Here is a 14,398-nt window from a genome sequence, read left to right on the forward strand (position 1 = left end):
CTGGCAGGCCATGATCCAGCGATACGGCATCTACAATCCCTGGACCGGACGCGGGGCCATCGCCGGCCTGAAGACCCACGGGCCGCACAATGTGCGCGATGTCCTGGCCACCCATGTGCTGAAGATGACCGGCTCCTATGAACAGGCCGGCTTCGCCATCCAGGATTCGGCGCGGACGGTGGCCGCCCACTACGGGCGGTTTCTCCCCGGCGACAAGGCGGCGCTGGCCGCCAGGGTGCTGGATGCGGTCTGGGTCCCAAAGGGCCCGAAGGAAGACTAAGGCTCCGCCCTCGCGCGGGCCAGGGTGAAGCGCCTCCGGCGCCGGACCGGCCGGTCTCCCCGAGCTTCCGCGCCGGCCTGGGTCGCGACCGACGTCAGGGTCCGGGGCTTGTGCAGCCCGGGCGATCCCCCTCCGGCCGGTCCGCCCTGGCCCTTGCTACCCCGGTCTCGCCGACGGGCAGGGTTTCAGGCGCGCCTTGCGCCTGCAAACCCTGACCCGAGGAGGCAGACATGAAGACTCAATCCACTCACACCCCCGTTTCTGCGGCGGCTGACGCCGCCGCTGTGGAGGCGGTTCAGGAGCCGGTGCACGGGGCGGAGATCACCGTGCCGCTGAACCGGCTCAAGGCTTCGCCGCGCAACGCCCGCAAGGTGAGGCATTCGGCGGCGGCGCTGGAGGCGCTGGCGGCGTCGATCAGGGCCAAGGGGGTGTTGCAGCCGCCCGTGGTGGAGATCGAACGGGACGGGGAGGGCGCCGCGACCGGCGCCTACCTCGTCAGCATCGGCGAAGGGCGGCGGCAGGCGCTGCGCATGCTGGTCAAGCGCAAGACGATCAAGCGGACCCATCCGGTCCGGGTCATCGTGGACGCCGACAATGACGCCCATGAGATCAGCCTCGATGAAAACATCACCCGCGAGGCCATGCATCCCGCCGACCAGTTCGAGGCCTTCAAACGCCTCGCCGAGGAGAAGGGCTACGGCGCCGAGGAGATCGGGGCGCGGTTCGGGGTCTCCGCCCAGATCGTGCGCCAGCGGCTGCGGCTGGGGGCGGCGGCGCCGGAGTTGATGGCCGCCTACCGGGAGGGGACGCTGGCCCTGGACCAGCTGACCGCCTTCTGCGTCAGCGAGGACCGGGACCGGCAGCGGCAGGTGCTGGCCCAGATCGGACCCCACACCCCCGCCTACGCCATCCGCCGGGCCATGACCGAGGCCAAGGTTCCGGCCGGGGACCGGCGCGCCGTGTTCGTGGGCCTCGAGGCCTATGAGGCGGCGGGCGGGGCGGTGCTGCGCGACCTGTTCACCGAGGACGGCGGCGGCTGGCTGGAGGACCCGGCCCTGCTGGACACGCTCGTCGCCGAAAAGCTGGCGGCCCTCGCCGAGGACGTTCGCCAGAGGGAGGGCTGGACATGGGCCGAGGTCGGCGCCGACCATGCGGCGGTCCATGACTTCGCCCGCGTCTATCCGGTGGAGACGGCGCGCAGCGCGGCCGAGGCCGCCGAGATCGCGGCCCTGTCCGAGGAGTATGACCGGCTGGTCTCGGAAACCGACGCCGCAGAAACCCTGCCGCCGGAGGTGGACGCCCGCCTCGAGGCCATCGACCGGGCCTTGCAGGCCTTCGGTCCCGCCTTCGATTATGCGCCCGAGGCCAAGGCCCGGGCCGGGGTCATGGTCCTGCTGGGCCATGACGGCGCGGCCCGCTTCGAGCGGGGTCTGGTCCGGGCCGAGGACGCCGCCCGCCCGCACACCCCGCCATGGGCCGGGGAGGGGCAGGGCGACAGCGACGAGGACGCGGCCGAGGCGGCGCCCGGCGCCGGACCGGCGGACGGGGAGGACGAAGACGCCCCCGCGCCCCTGTCGGACCGGCTGCTGATGGACCTGACGGCCCGCCGCACCATGGGCCTGCGCGATGCGGTGCAGGCCGACCCGGCCACGGCGCTGGCGGTGACGGTCCATGCGCTGGCCCTGCAGGTGTTCTATCCGGGCTACGGGGACTGGACGCCGCTGCCCCTGCGGCTGTCGGTCCACGGCCTCGAGCGCGCGGCGCCGGGGGTCAGCGACAGTCCGGCGGGACGCCGGGTGGCCGACCGGCTGGAGGCGTGGGGCGCCCGCCTTCCGGAGAATCCCCGCGACCTGTGGGCGGTGCTGGCGCCCATGGGCGGGACCGACCTGCTGGACCTGCTGGCGGCGTGCACGGGGGCGGGCCTTTACGCCGTGCGCGACCCCCACGACCGCAGGCCCGGCGCTCTCGATCAGGCCGAGACGCTGGCCACGGCGGTGGGTCTGGACATGACCGCCACATGGTCGGCCACGGCCAAGGGCTATTTCTCGCGGGTGTCCAAGGGGCGAATTCTGGAGGCGGTGACCGAGGCCGTCGGCGCCGAGGAAGCCGGGCGTCTCGCGGGGATGAAGAAGGCGGACATGGCCGAGGCGGCCGAGGCGTTGCTGGAGGGCAAGGGCTGGCTGCCGCCGGTCTTGCGCACGGCGCCGTTCGAGGACGCTTGCGAGAGCGCGTCGGATGGCGACGGCGACGGCGACGGCGAGCGCGCCGACCGAGCGACGGCGACGCCGGAGGCGGACGCTACCCGTTCGCGGCGGAATAGGCGCGAACCCCCCAGACCTGAACACTGGCCGCGCGACCCATGGGTCGCGCGGCCTTCTCTTGTGACCGTTCTTCAATGGCATGGGGACGCGCCGGTCAGTCCGGGTGCACGTGGCGGGCTTGCGGGCAATGGCGGTGATCCGCAGCCTGCCCGGATCGGCGGGACCGAGGCGCGCTCGAGCCTTGGTGCACGGGGGGTTGGCGAAAGGCGCGCTTGGAGCCGTGGCGGTCGCGGGGTCTCGCGTTCGGGCGCCACATCCGGGCGCCGCCCCGAACCCCGGCGGGGCGACCGCGCCCGGACTCAATCCAGGAACCGGGCGTCCCTGTGGTCCAGCAGGAATTGCCGGGTCTCCCAGTAGGCGTGACGTTCCAGCGCGAACATCGCCCCGACCTGTCCCCCGACGTCGCCCCGACGATAGGCGTCGTCATAGGCGGCGTTCGCCTGGGCCACCCTCTGCCTGTAGTCCCAGTAGCGATAGGCTTCAGCCCGGATGCGCAGGCCTTTGTCCAGCAGCCGCATGGTCAAGCCTATGGCCGACGCCGCCCCCATGAGAACGAGCCACGGGCCGGGAGAGCCCGCAGTCCGGATCACCTCGATCGCAGCCAGAACCGCGAAAACCGGGGTGGCGAGAACGCCCGCATGCTCAAGGGCGGTGATCAGGCCCTGACGGCCTTGCGCCGTGCCCGTGGACGGCAAGGTGGCCAGGGCGCTGAAGGCCTGCTGAACCTGCAGTCTTTGCTGGTGAACCCTCCGTGACACGAAGGCGAACCGATCAGGAGCCGCCTGCGCTTCGGCCGTGATGCGGGCCTGGAGCCGATCAAGGTCAGGCGGGACGGCGCCTGTGGCCCAGACATCGTGAAGAGCCCCGTCCTGCAACCATCGGTCCCAGCCCTGGTCCGCTTCCTGCCGCAGGCGAGCGGACATGTCGCGCAAGGCGTCGCTGCGCACGCGCGCCCACGCCGCCTTCGCTTCCGGATTCGTTCTGGCGCGATCCGCCAGGGCGAAGTGCTCAATGAGCGTATGAAAATAGCCCGCGCGGAGCCGTTCGGCCTGGAGCCGGTCTGACAGCCAGCTTCGCTGACCCCCGGAATGGGTCATGTGCCAGATGGCCAGGACAAATCCGGCAATCATGGCCCCCAGGGCCAGGGCCAGCACGACCATCCGTGTCTGTCCCTGAAGCAGTTCCGACAGGGGCACCAGGGCTGCGCCCAGACCGGCCAGCAGGGTCACGCGAAGCCCCAGGCCTCGGCTTCGCTTCTTGAAGGTCTTGGCGCGGTCCTCGTGAACCTGGAAGGCCGCCCGCAGTTCTGGCCAGTCCACGACGGCGTATTCATCGGGATGCTCAGCCTCGAAGGCGCACCTCAGTCGCGCGTCATAAAGGATGTCCGGATTGGTCCACGACCTGAGCGGATTGCCGAAATAGAGCGGGTTGGACTGGTCCGGGGTCGTCATTGGAGCCTCAGGAATTTCAAGCCGGCCGCCTGGGCGTCGGACGGGAAGGTGATCTGGTCCAGATGGGGCCGGAGAGCCTCTCTGAGCCGGCCCGCCCAGTGCGCTTTTGCGCCTGCGTCCGCAAGTCGAGGCGCCCATCGGCCGAGTCTCTCCAGAATGTCGCCGGTGCACGCGCGCAGAAGCTCGGGACGGGTGGATGCGAGGCGTTCCACGAAGGCCGTCATGGCTGGGGCCGAATTGACGCCGCCCAGGGCCCCGAACCCGGCGATTCCGTGACGCATCACCTCAATCGTCTCGGGGGTGTCGGTCGGTCCGGACTGGAGCACCGCTTCCGCGACGGCGACAGATATGAGGTCGCCGTCGGCCGCGTGGGCGGTCGCCGTATCCCGCACTGCGCGCAAGGCCCACCGGGACACGGCGCCGGGATGATTCAGGTCTGCCGCAGTCCGAACGGCCAGGTCGAACACCTGGGTGACGTGGCGCGCCTGGTGCTCCGAAACCGGGGGCGTCATGCGGCAGGTCTGCACCACCGCCGCAAGCCAGTCGCCCACAAGCCGTTCGGCCTGGGGCCACCGATCGCGCCGGGCGAGCGCCCTTGCGGCCTCCAGGATGAGGGCGAGATTGAGCGCGGGCTTGTTCGATCGCCAGGCCGCCAGCTCCGCGGTCCTGAGCGTCGCCGCGGCGGCTTCGGCCGGGCCCAGCACGGCGCGACGCGCCAGCAGGCCGCCGCTCAACTCCAGCGCGAGCGGCGACCCGGCGTCGAGGCTCTCGGCGATCATCGCCAAGGTGTCGTCCAGGTGAGACAGGGACGAGGTGTCCTGCACCGCCTGGATCCGGCTGTCCGCGAGGCGGCAAGCGGCCTCCGCCAAGCCGACGAGCGCCGACACCCGCAGCGATTCGTCCGCGGTCGCGCGTATGATGTCGGCAAAGGCGCGGTGCAGGGCCGCCAGCGTGCCCTCCCGGTCCGTCGCGGCATCGCTCGGCAGGGAGAGACGCCCCAGAGCGCTCATGACGGTGATCAGGGGGCCGTCGACCCGGGTCCGGGGCAGCAAGGCGATGACCGCGTCGGCCCGGCGCCGCAAATCCGTCGGCGGAGGCTCGCCCCGGGCGGCCCTGATGACGGCATGGGCGGCCCTCGCCAGCAGAACGGGATCCCCATCCCGGGCAGGCCACTGTCTGGTCATGGCGGCGAGGCTGCGTCCCAGCGACCTGGCCGATTTCTGAGGATTGGCCGGATTGGCCGCTGCGGCGAGCGCCAGGCGCAGGCGCCAGGTCTCGCGCTCCGGCTCTGTCTGCAGCAGGCGCATCGACAGCCAGGCGTTCAGGCGCATGCCCCAGCTGGGGGGCGCCCAGGACAGGATGTCCTCGATCGCCACAAGGCGCAGGGCGAGCATGGTCGGGTCATCGGTCAGGGACCGCGTCGCGGCCTCCGTGAGCACCTGGCAGGCCCGACTGACCTTCGGCTCTGCGAAATTGCGATTGATCAGCACGAGATGTTCGATGAACCGCTTCAGCGCGTCAGGGTCGGACGGGAGATCGGCTTGCGCCAGCCGGCCTTCACCGAGCGCCCAGTGAGCGACGCGCGCGCAGATGTCCAACGCCAGCCGGGCGTCGGCATGGTCGGTGGACTGCGCCAGGGCCCGGGCCTGGGCGGCGGCCCCCCGCCAGTCGCCGGCGCTCATGATCTCGGAGATCATCCGCAGTTGCACCCCGAGACGGGACTCCGGCGCCAGGGACTCAAGATTGTTTCGAATGCGCGCCTTGACCTGTTCCGCCTCGGCCGGCGCGCCCAGCATGACCAAGAGTTTCTGCCGCTCACGGAGGCGATGAAAGAGCGGCTCCTGAGACCGGGCGCTGGTGCGGGGCAGGGCGCCCGTCGCCAGGGGCGCGGGAAGTTCAATCGCGTCGTCCCCCTGGTGCAGCTGCAGAATGAGGGGCCGGCCGCTTTCCGTCAGGGCGGCGACGAGCCCGTCTTCGCTGATGTCGCAGACGGTGATGCGTTCGTCGCCGTGCCACAGCACAGTGGGACCGCCCGCCTTGGTGGAACTCAGACCCAGGACCCGATCAGAGGTCCAGGCGGTCCACTCGAGCGCGCTGGAGCGCCCGTCCCGGGCGGAACGCGCCTGCAAGGCGATGAAATCGGGATGGTTGAAGATGGCTTCGAGCTGGGGCGTTTCCAGCAGCATCTCGCCCGTCTGGAGGTGATAGAGTCGGAACCGTCGATCCGAAGCCCAGGTCAGATAGCCGCGATCCTCGAGGATTTCCGCACCCTCCAGGGCCGCGCGCTCCGGCGGCGGCGCGCCCCAGGCCATCACCAGGTCCGGCCCATCCGTATTCGGTGCGCGCGTCCAGCGACGGACGCCTCTGGACGGACTCCAGCTGACGTAATCGCCGCCGGCCAGCCTGGACAGGCCGGCCCCGGAAAAGCGCGCCTGGGCCTGGCGACCGTCAATCGGAAAAACCTCGATCACCTCATTGGCCTGAAGGGCGGCGAAAAGACCGGCGCTCAGGTCGACCAGGTCGCGCACCTGGGCATCCGGGCGCGCGCTGGCGGAAAGGATGCGCCGGGCCTGCTCCGGATCATGGCCTGCGTAGTGGAAGAGCCGGGGCGTCTTGGTGTCGCTCTCGCTGAAAATCTGGTCCCTGGACCAGAAATGGATCGGATAGTTCCGGAAGAACCAGGCCAGGCCGCCGCCGATGTTGCGCAGGCCCCATTGCTCATATCGCCGCGCATAGTCGTTGGTGCTGGCGCCGGTTTGCAGCGCGCGCGCCTGATTTCGAACAGGCTCATAGGCGACCAGGACGCCGCGGGACGTCATGACGACGATCTGGTCGGGACGCTGCAGCGGGGCGCCCTCCAACAGCACCGCCGAAAAGATCTCCACGGTGTTGGCCACCGCCAGGGTGGCGATCGGGGTCTCGCGCAGGGTGTCCCAGAGATGGACGGCCGAGCCGAAGCCCCAGGTGGCCACCAATTCGTTCTGCAGCAGGATGCCGTTGATCCTGGCGAGGGGTGTGGAGCCGAGCGGTCCCATCTGGTTGAGCACGGGATCCTCGAAGACGGTTTGGCCGCCCTTCTGGATCCGCGCCTGCTGACCCTGGAGACGCCGGGTCAGGGCGCCGCTGCGCGCGTCGAAGACATACAGTCCCGGGTCGTTGGTTTCAGCGCGGCGATAGGCGACGGCCTGGCCGTCGGCAAGCAACCGCAATCCGGCCAGGTCGCGGCACTGGCTGAGGTGCTCAGGGGGCTGATCTTCGTCCCCATCGGTGTCGCCCACATAGACCTGGGAGCCTCGAGCCACCGCGCCGTCGAACACCTTGCGGGGCGATTTCGCGGCCCCGTTGGGCGCCCTCATGTCCTCGTCGTTCAGGCCTTGGGCGGCGGTCTCCGCCAGATGGCGCGCGGCCCCGGTCCAGCGCTCAACGGCCATGTCCCCCTCGCGGGCCGATCCCGCCGTGCCTTGCCCGACCAGGCGCGCCTGATCGTCGAAGGCGAGGATGGCGGCCTTTTCCGTGCGCCCGGCCAGCGGGCGCGCCTCAAGGGCGACGGCGCCGTGGTCGCACCGGATGAGACGCCAGGGGCGAGGACGCCCCTCGTCTTGCGACGGCGCCGGCCTGATCTCGCGAAGGCCTGAATCGCCGTCCCAGGCCACAAGAGCGCCGTCCAGGCCGGCCAGAAGGCAACCGTTGGGCAGGGGAGCGTGCCGCGCGACGATCAGGTCGCTGTCCCAGCGGTTTTCGAGACGGTCCAGTCGCACGGCGCTGAATCGCCCGTTCCTGACCACGACGCTTCGCCGCCCTCGGTGATCGACAAAGCGACGCCGACCACCTCGGCGCCGGACCCGGCCGAGGGCGGCGCGCCCTCGGCCGGCGGTGCGATCGCTTCAGCCGGCCCGGGAGGGTTCAGGGGCGCGGCGTGGAGGCTTCCATCCTCGGCCAGCAGCACGGCCTGGTCGCGCCAACGGGCCGCAGCCAGCCATGCACGGCCTTCGGGGGCGGGCGCATCCACGAGCGGTCGACCGGAGCGCATGTCCCAGGCCGTGATCCCCGCCTCTGACCAGGCGAAGATGACGGCGGCGTCCACCAGCCAGACATCCTCGGCCTGCCGGCCGGGGGCGGACAGGACGCGGCGACAGTCGCCGTCCCGAAGCCCCCACAAACGGATGGTCCCGTCTGCGGACCACGTCAGGCCGCGGTCCTCATCCGCAGCGATGAAGCCCAGCACCTCGTCTTCGTGGCCCTCCAGGACGGATCGCGCCCCGCCGCTCCCAGGCCATGTGCGGCGCAGCCAGAGCGCCTGCGCCTTGCCGAGCGCGCTCACCGGTTCGAACACCCGGCGCGCCGGATCCTCGGGCGGCCTTTCAAGGGCGACCTGGATCAGGATCCCGTCGGCCGGCCAGGCGGGGCGTCCGCGCCGCAGGAGGTGGGCCGAGCGCCGCAGCAGGTCCTCGATGGCGGCGAGGCGCCCGGTGCGTTCGCCGGCGAGTCGGCCGAAGTCGCCGATCAGATCATCGCTCTGGTTCAGGCGGCATTTGGCCAGGACGAAACCTCTGTCGGACAGAAGGTCGTGCAGCGCCTGATTCCGTCCGGCCCGTTGCAGCGCCGCCGGCAGCTCCATGAGCTTGCGCTCGTTCGGCGTCCGCCCGTCATGGGCTTGTTCTGCAAAAAAGTCGGCCAGCTGTCCCGCGCGCCAGGTCAGGCCGAACCCGGACAGGGCGAGGCGTTCCACGGCCTCTTTGACCACCCGATGGAAGAAGGTCAGCAGTCGACCACTGGGCGCGTCCGTCTCGCGCAAGAGGTAGTCGAGCTGGTTGCGAAGGCGGGCCCAGATGACGCCGGGAAGTTCGTCGGTGCTCGGTGAATTGGGATGAAGGGCGACGAATTCGGCGCGCGTCGCCTCGTCCCGGAACAAAAGCTGCCGAAGTTCCGGCTCGGTCAAGCCCTGGCGGGCGACCGCAAGCAGGCCGAGGCTGGCCGAAATCAGGGCTTCGCCATGGCCGTCCACCCTCAGACGTTGCAGCAGATGCTGAAGCACGGACTCCATGGACAGCTCCAGGGACTCGTCAATGGCGTCGAAGGAGCGGACCTCGCGCAAGGCTTCGCTGAGAAGCCGCAGCACCAGAGGCGTGGCGGTCGCGACCAGTCGCGCCTGCAGCTGGCTGTACTGCGCCGGCTGCAGCCTGCGGCCGAAGCGCTCGAGCCGCTGCGCGATCGCGGCGATCTGATCTGCGGGCGTCAGTCCCGGCGTCTCGATCACCTCGCCATGGCAGGTCCTTTGCGCCAGCTGATCGGCGGTTGGGCCGTGTGCGGCGCTGATCACGAACTGCACATTGGCGGGCCAGTCATCGCCCAATCCGTCCCAAAGGGCGCTGCGAGGATCGAGCTCCAGCTGGTCCAGGCCGTCGATGAAGAAGCGGATTCGCGTGGCGGGGCTGACGGTCGCCACCGTCCTGCGCAGCCTTTCGAACTCCGTGTCATGGAGTCGCTCGTCCAGTGCGGCGCGGTCCCCGGCGCGTTCGACCAGCTCGTCCGCCATGCCGGAAATGAGGCTGGACAGATTCAGCGAGGCCGGCGTCGCACCGACGAAGCGCTGGACGACGGTCGTGTCCGCCGCCTCCGAAGCCCGTTTCGCCGCAGCCGCCATCACCGCGGATTTGCCGATGCCGCCTGCGCCCGTGATCAGCAGAAGAGAGGCCTGCCGCGCCAGAATGTCGGCGACCAGGGCTTCACGGCCGACCATCGACGCGAGCAGTTCACGTGCGAATTGATCATGGTCGCGCGCCTCCCGTTCACTGGCCGTGATGGCCCGGTCCGCGACCAGAGCCTCATCGACCTCGGACTTGATGCGCGCAAGGAGGGCCTGTTCGAGGGCTTGAACGCCATCGGCATTGTTGTCGAACCGGATGACTCGCTGCCCGGAGGCGGCGTCCGCTTCGGCCAGCAGGACCTCCAGGAACGCGTCTTCGGCCTCGACCGGGTCATTCCTGACGGCGACGATCGATACGGCGCCCTCGCCCATCGCCGCCACCGCCTGGCGCAATTCCTGAAGGGTGACCGTGGCCGTCTGGGCCAGAACCTGAGCGAGGTCCGCGCGGCGCGCCGCGCGATCAATGACGGCGAGCAAGGCCCGTTCGGACGCCGCCCATTCCGCATCGCTTACGCCCGCCCGCTCCAGCAGGCCGGCCTGGGGCGGGACGTTGTTGCGGTCCAGCCGGTACCAGCGCTGGATGAGCGCGCGGTCCTCCGGCGCATCACAAGCCGACAGCAGGGCCGCGAAATCGCCCTCGGACAGGGTGTGCGGCAAAGGACGCGTGCCGCTGCGATTTCCGATCAACAGGATGAAGCAGGGTTTGACCCCCAGAGCCGTGCAGCGGTCGACTTCCGACAGACACACCCGCACCGTCCGCTGCGCGGACGCCACATCGCGGGTCACCCCCCAGCGCAGATCGACAGCTCGAAAGCCGCCCCTCGCTCCTGGCAGTAGCGTTGCAGCTCTGCGAGAACGCCGTCCTTCAGGCGATTTCGCAGATCGTGAAACTCGGCGAAGGTCGAGCTCAGAAAAAACGCGAAACTTCATAGTCTCGACCGGCGATGCCTATCACTGTTCGACCAGTGATTGCATCTTTCCAGAAGCAAACCAAGGCCAGGAGTTCGCGCTGCCCCGCAGCCGAGACACGGCCTCCGCGTCCAAATGCGCCTGATCAAGGGCGGGAGCCTGCAGCCCGCGACGCCCGGCGGACGGCAAGCTGTTCGCCGCAATTGGGCGGCCGGCCTTAGTGGCTTTGCGCCGTCCGCCCCCAGGCCTGGTCTCGCTGCGCAGTGATGAGCAGCGTCAGGAGAAGACTCGGCGCGCGAGCCAGGTGCAGGCGACGGCACATCAGGCAAGTCTTCGACGATCAGGACACGTGACATTTGGGCAGTATGCACCAGCTCGCCACACATCTAACCCCCTCAAACAAGGGGGTAACGGCAGGGCTACGGTGCGCCGTCACGGACGAAGCTGAGAATTATTTTGCTGGCGTCGCCTTGGCTAGCTTAAGTCCGAAACGCGCCAGAAACGGTCATTGGCACTGTGGCGACAACCGGACCTTTAGGCCAAGCCCTGCTGAAAGACCGCTTCCGACCCAAAGCGGCATTTCCGCAGATGGCGGTAGATGAACAATGGTGTTGCAGCTAGGCTTGACCGATGGCCGACCACGCGACACCGAACCTACCCGCAATCGACTTCGAGGCGACCTCGCAATTTTATCAAAAGCTGGGCTTTGAACAGGGATGGCGCGACGACGGTTGGATGATCCTGACGCGCGGATCGCTGATGCTGGAGTTCTTTCCTCATCCGGAACTTGCTCCCGGAGAAAGCTGGTTTAGCTGCTGTCTTCGCCTCGACGATCTGGACGCTTTCCATGCCATTGCGCGCGCCGCCGGCATTCCCGATCAATGCTGGGGCTGGCCTCGGATGGACGAACCCAGGGTCGAGGAGTCCGGCATCCGCATAGCGTATCTAGTCGATCCCAACGGATCGTTGATCCGGCTCATACAGAATTGAGGCAGCACGCCTCCCCGAAGAGCCATGTCTGCTACCCACCCTTAGCAGCCATCAACGTGCAGCAGCGTCGGCAAGGTCGCCTCGCGCCAGGAGCGGTCGTTGGGAAACGTCCAGGAACCGGACTTTGGCGATCGCTACTCGACCGCTCGTTAAAGCCGCACACCAAAGCGTGGCAAAACCTGGATCATTGTGGCGTACAGCAGCACGGTCACGGCGCAGCGACGGCAAGCGCAGGCCAGAACGCCACGCCGCGCCTGAGCAGGGCCGGAACGATGAGGAACATGGGCAGGCTGGGCAGAACGAACCAGAAGGTCGCCTGGGCATGATCGGCCAGGCGAGCCTCATCACCTGTGTCCCGCCACAGCCAGATCATGCCGAGAATGGAGACGAGCGGCAGTGAAATGATCAGCGCACCCCAACCCGGATAGCGGCGGGCCACCTCGCTCCCCAAGGCTATCATGACGCCGGACACCGCCGCCTTGATGATCAGATAGAGCATCGCCTCACATCCCCATGGCGGCGCCGCCCGAACCATATTCCATGACCAGCATCCAGACGGCCATAGCGATCATCATCAGGTTCTCGGTCAGCGACAGGAAGCCCAGCGGCACATTGCTGTCGCCGCCGACGCAGGCGCACTTCAACTCGCGCTTGTCGAGATAGACGGCCTTGAACACCGACACCGCGCCGATGCCGCCGATCAGTAGCGCCACGGGCGCCGACAGCCAGGTCAGCACGCCCGCCACCATCAGCGCTCCCGCCCCGAACTCGGCGAACGGATAGATCTTGCCGTAGGGAACCCAACGTTTGGCCAGAAGGTCGTAGTTCAGGAACATGGTCGAGAAGCCGTCCACGTTCTGCAGTTTCAGCATGCCAAGGACCATCATCGACAGGGCGATGAACCATTCCGCAGCCGGAACGGTCAGCGGGGTTCCGTGGACCGTCAGACTGAGCATCGCCGCCATCACGGCCGTGGTCAGGAACACGACAACGACCGGCGTATAGGTGGTCGCGTCCGGGTCGCGGACCTTCAGGCCCATAAAGCGCCGAAGATCGTCGTAACCACCGATGCGATTGCCGTCGATAAAGGTTTGCGGCGTCGTCCGGACGTCGTGCTCAGCCTTGAAGGCGTCGGTTTCCTCACGGGTTTCCAGCCATCGGTCATCGACCTGATAACCGCGGCTTCTCAGCAAATGCCGCGCCTTGAGTCCCCAGGGACAGACGTGGCCGGGCATGACCATCCGATAAAGCGTCGCCGTCTTTTTCATCTCAGGCTCCGTGACTGTTCAATTCGAGGCCGTCACCCTACCTTCCGTACTATGGTACGGAGTCAACCATGAAGATTCGAACGATCGCAGTTCTGGCGCGCGAAGGCGGTGTCGGGGTGGAGACTGTGCGCTTCTACCAGAGACGGGGCCTGATGCCGACGCCGGAGCGGGTGTCTGGCGATCGTGCAGGCGGTAGCGTTCGCCGCTATGGCGACGAGGATGTTCGCCGCCTGCGCTTCATCCGCTCCGCGCAGACAGCGGGCTTCACCCTGGATCAGATCGGTGAACTGCTGGCGCTGGACGCGGGCGAGGATCGCGCCAGGGCCCGTGAGCTCGCGACGGAACGCCTAGGGGCTTTGGACCGGACCATCGCGGAACTGGAGCAGGCGCGCGCCGCCCTTCGACGACTGGCGAGCGCATGCTCGGAAACCATGACGGGGCCCTGTCCCATCATCTCCGCCTTTCAGGGCATGTCGACGCGCTGACGCTAGGCGCCGTTGTGACGGCCAAACACGGTGGTGCGGCCCTGCCGGTCTATGAGCAGAGTGACATAGGGCTCACGGCCCGCCGCCTCCATCCCGGGGGAGCCGGCCGGCATGCCCGGGGCGCTCAAGGCGACGGCGGCGGGCCGGTCACGCAGCAATCTGGCGACATCGGAAGCCGGCACATGGCCCTCGATGGCATAGTCGCCGGCCACGGCTGTGTGGCATCCGGCCAGACGGTCCGGCACGCCGTGGCGAGCCCGGACCGGCGCCAGGTCCTCGAGCTCGATCACTTCCACCGTCCAGCCGGCGGCACGCATGTGCGCCACCCAGCCGTCACAGCAGCCACACCATGGGGTCTTGTAGGCCGTCATCCGCCGGTCCTGCGCCATGGCCGGCAGGGCCGCGGCGCAGACGACGCCGGCGCCCAGAACCGCCCGGCGGTTGATCAGAACAGCGGTCATGGTCGTCCTCCTCAGAACCAGGCCTTGATCCCGATTACGAACCGCGTGTGTTCGGGCTCGCCGCCGAGGGCGCGGGTCAGGTCAGCGGTGTCGCCCAGGTCGCGGCTCCATTCGACCCCGACGTAGGGGGCGAACTCCTTGGCGATCTCGTAGCGCAGTCGCACCCCCGCCTCCACGTGGGTCAGGCCCGACCCCAGGCCCAGCTCGGGAATGTCGGAGGCCGAGGCCTCGAGCTCGAACCGGGGCTGCAGGATCAGGCGCCGGGTGATGCGCTGGTCGTACTCGGCTTCGACGCGCGCGGTCAGATCGCCCTCGGTCGACAGGAAGGCCGCGGCGTCCACCTCCCACCAATAGGGGGCTAGGCCCTGAACGCCGAGCACAAGATGGGTGGGGTTTTCACCGCCATCGCGGAAATCCTGGCGCACCCCGGTCTGGACGTCCCAGAACGGGGCGACGGCGCGACTGTACAGCGCCTGCACCTCGCCCTCGATCTCCCCGTCGAAATCACCTTCGCCCTCGGATTTCCACCAGAAACGGTTGATGTCGCCGCCGGACCAGCCGCCCGCATCCCAGAGCCAGCTTTCCT

The 14,398-nt window shown here is 68.7% G+C and carries 10 protein-coding genes and 1 pseudogene; 4 read left to right on the forward strand and 7 right to left on the reverse strand.

Features of this window, described 5'->3' with window-relative positions; genetic code table 11:
* Together MBEBAB_RS13015 and MBEBAB_RS13020 are read left to right on the forward strand one after the other, a co-directional pair.
* A pseudogene (locus tag MBEBAB_RS13015) lies at positions 1 to 280 on the forward strand (hypothetical protein); the annotation flags it as partial.
* Between the two features lie 230 nt (positions 281 to 510).
* Positions 511 to 2,958, forward strand: a complete 2,448-nt coding sequence (locus tag MBEBAB_RS13020; RefSeq protein WP_021698454.1) for a ParB/RepB/Spo0J family partition protein — start codon at positions 511 to 513, stop codon at positions 2,956 to 2,958.
* On the opposite strand, the gene MBEBAB_RS13025 is transcribed toward MBEBAB_RS13020, so the two are convergent.
* The 3 genes from MBEBAB_RS13025 to MBEBAB_RS13035 are packed head-to-tail and all read right to left on the reverse strand — an operon-like array spanning position 2,901 to position 10,473.
* A complete protein-coding gene (locus MBEBAB_RS13025) occupies positions 2,901 to 4,052 on the reverse strand; it encodes a hypothetical protein (protein ID WP_045319368.1) in 1,152 nt (383 codons plus the stop codon). The genes MBEBAB_RS13020 and MBEBAB_RS13025 overlap by 58 nt on opposite strands.
* Entirely contained in the window at positions 4,049 to 7,810 is a 3,762-nt protein-coding gene (locus MBEBAB_RS13030) for a hypothetical protein (protein ID WP_021698455.1), read from the reverse strand. The genes MBEBAB_RS13025 and MBEBAB_RS13030 overlap by 4 nt, the downstream gene beginning before the upstream one ends.
* A complete protein-coding gene (locus tag MBEBAB_RS13035; RefSeq protein WP_158332150.1) occupies positions 7,768 to 10,473 on the reverse strand; it encodes a WD40 repeat domain-containing protein in 2,706 nt (901 codons plus the stop codon). The genes MBEBAB_RS13030 and MBEBAB_RS13035 overlap by 43 nt, the downstream gene beginning before the upstream one ends.
* Before the next feature lie 765 nt (positions 10,474 to 11,238).
* Between MBEBAB_RS13035 and MBEBAB_RS13040 the strand changes: the two genes are divergently transcribed.
* Positions 11,239 to 11,598 (forward strand): bleomycin resistance protein, encoded by a 360-nt coding sequence (locus MBEBAB_RS13040; protein ID WP_021698458.1) that lies wholly within the window; start codon positions 11,239 to 11,241, stop codon positions 11,596 to 11,598.
* A gap of 208 nt (positions 11,599 to 11,806) precedes the next feature.
* On the opposite strand, the gene MBEBAB_RS13045 is transcribed toward MBEBAB_RS13040, so the two are convergent.
* Both MBEBAB_RS13045 and MBEBAB_RS13050 read right to left on the reverse strand, forming a co-directional pair.
* Positions 11,807 to 12,097 (reverse strand): DUF3147 family protein, encoded by a 291-nt coding sequence (locus MBEBAB_RS13045; RefSeq protein ID WP_021698459.1) that lies wholly within the window; start codon positions 12,095 to 12,097, stop codon positions 11,807 to 11,809.
* 4 nt (positions 12,098 to 12,101) lie between these two features.
* On the reverse strand, positions 12,102 to 12,866 hold the full coding sequence (locus MBEBAB_RS13050; protein ID WP_021698460.1) for a glutaredoxin family protein: 765 nt from the start codon (positions 12,864 to 12,866) through the stop codon (positions 12,102 to 12,104).
* Between the two features lie 68 nt (positions 12,867 to 12,934).
* Here MBEBAB_RS13050 and MBEBAB_RS13055 point away from each other — a divergent pair, with 68 nt between their 5' ends.
* Positions 12,935 to 13,351, forward strand: a complete 417-nt coding sequence (locus MBEBAB_RS13055) for a MerR family transcriptional regulator (protein ID WP_021698461.1) — start codon at positions 12,935 to 12,937, stop codon at positions 13,349 to 13,351.
* A 2-nt stretch (positions 13,352 to 13,353) separates the two neighbouring features.
* Here the strand turns inward: MBEBAB_RS13055 and MBEBAB_RS13060 are convergent, their stop codons facing one another.
* Together MBEBAB_RS13060 and MBEBAB_RS13065 are read right to left on the reverse strand one after the other, a co-directional pair.
* Positions 13,354 to 13,812, reverse strand: coding sequence for a DUF411 domain-containing protein (locus MBEBAB_RS13060; protein ID WP_021698462.1), 459 nt, complete (start codon positions 13,810 to 13,812; stop codon positions 13,354 to 13,356).
* Positions 13,813 to 13,823: 11 nt separating this feature from the next.
* A partial coding sequence (locus MBEBAB_RS13065) for a copper resistance protein B (RefSeq protein WP_045319370.1) occupies positions 13,824 to 14,398 on the reverse strand: 575 nt, incomplete at its 5' end.

The sequence above is a fragment of the Brevundimonas abyssalis TAR-001 genome (assembly GCF_000466985.1).
Lineage (GTDB): Bacteria > Pseudomonadota > Alphaproteobacteria > Caulobacterales > Caulobacteraceae > Brevundimonas > Brevundimonas abyssalis.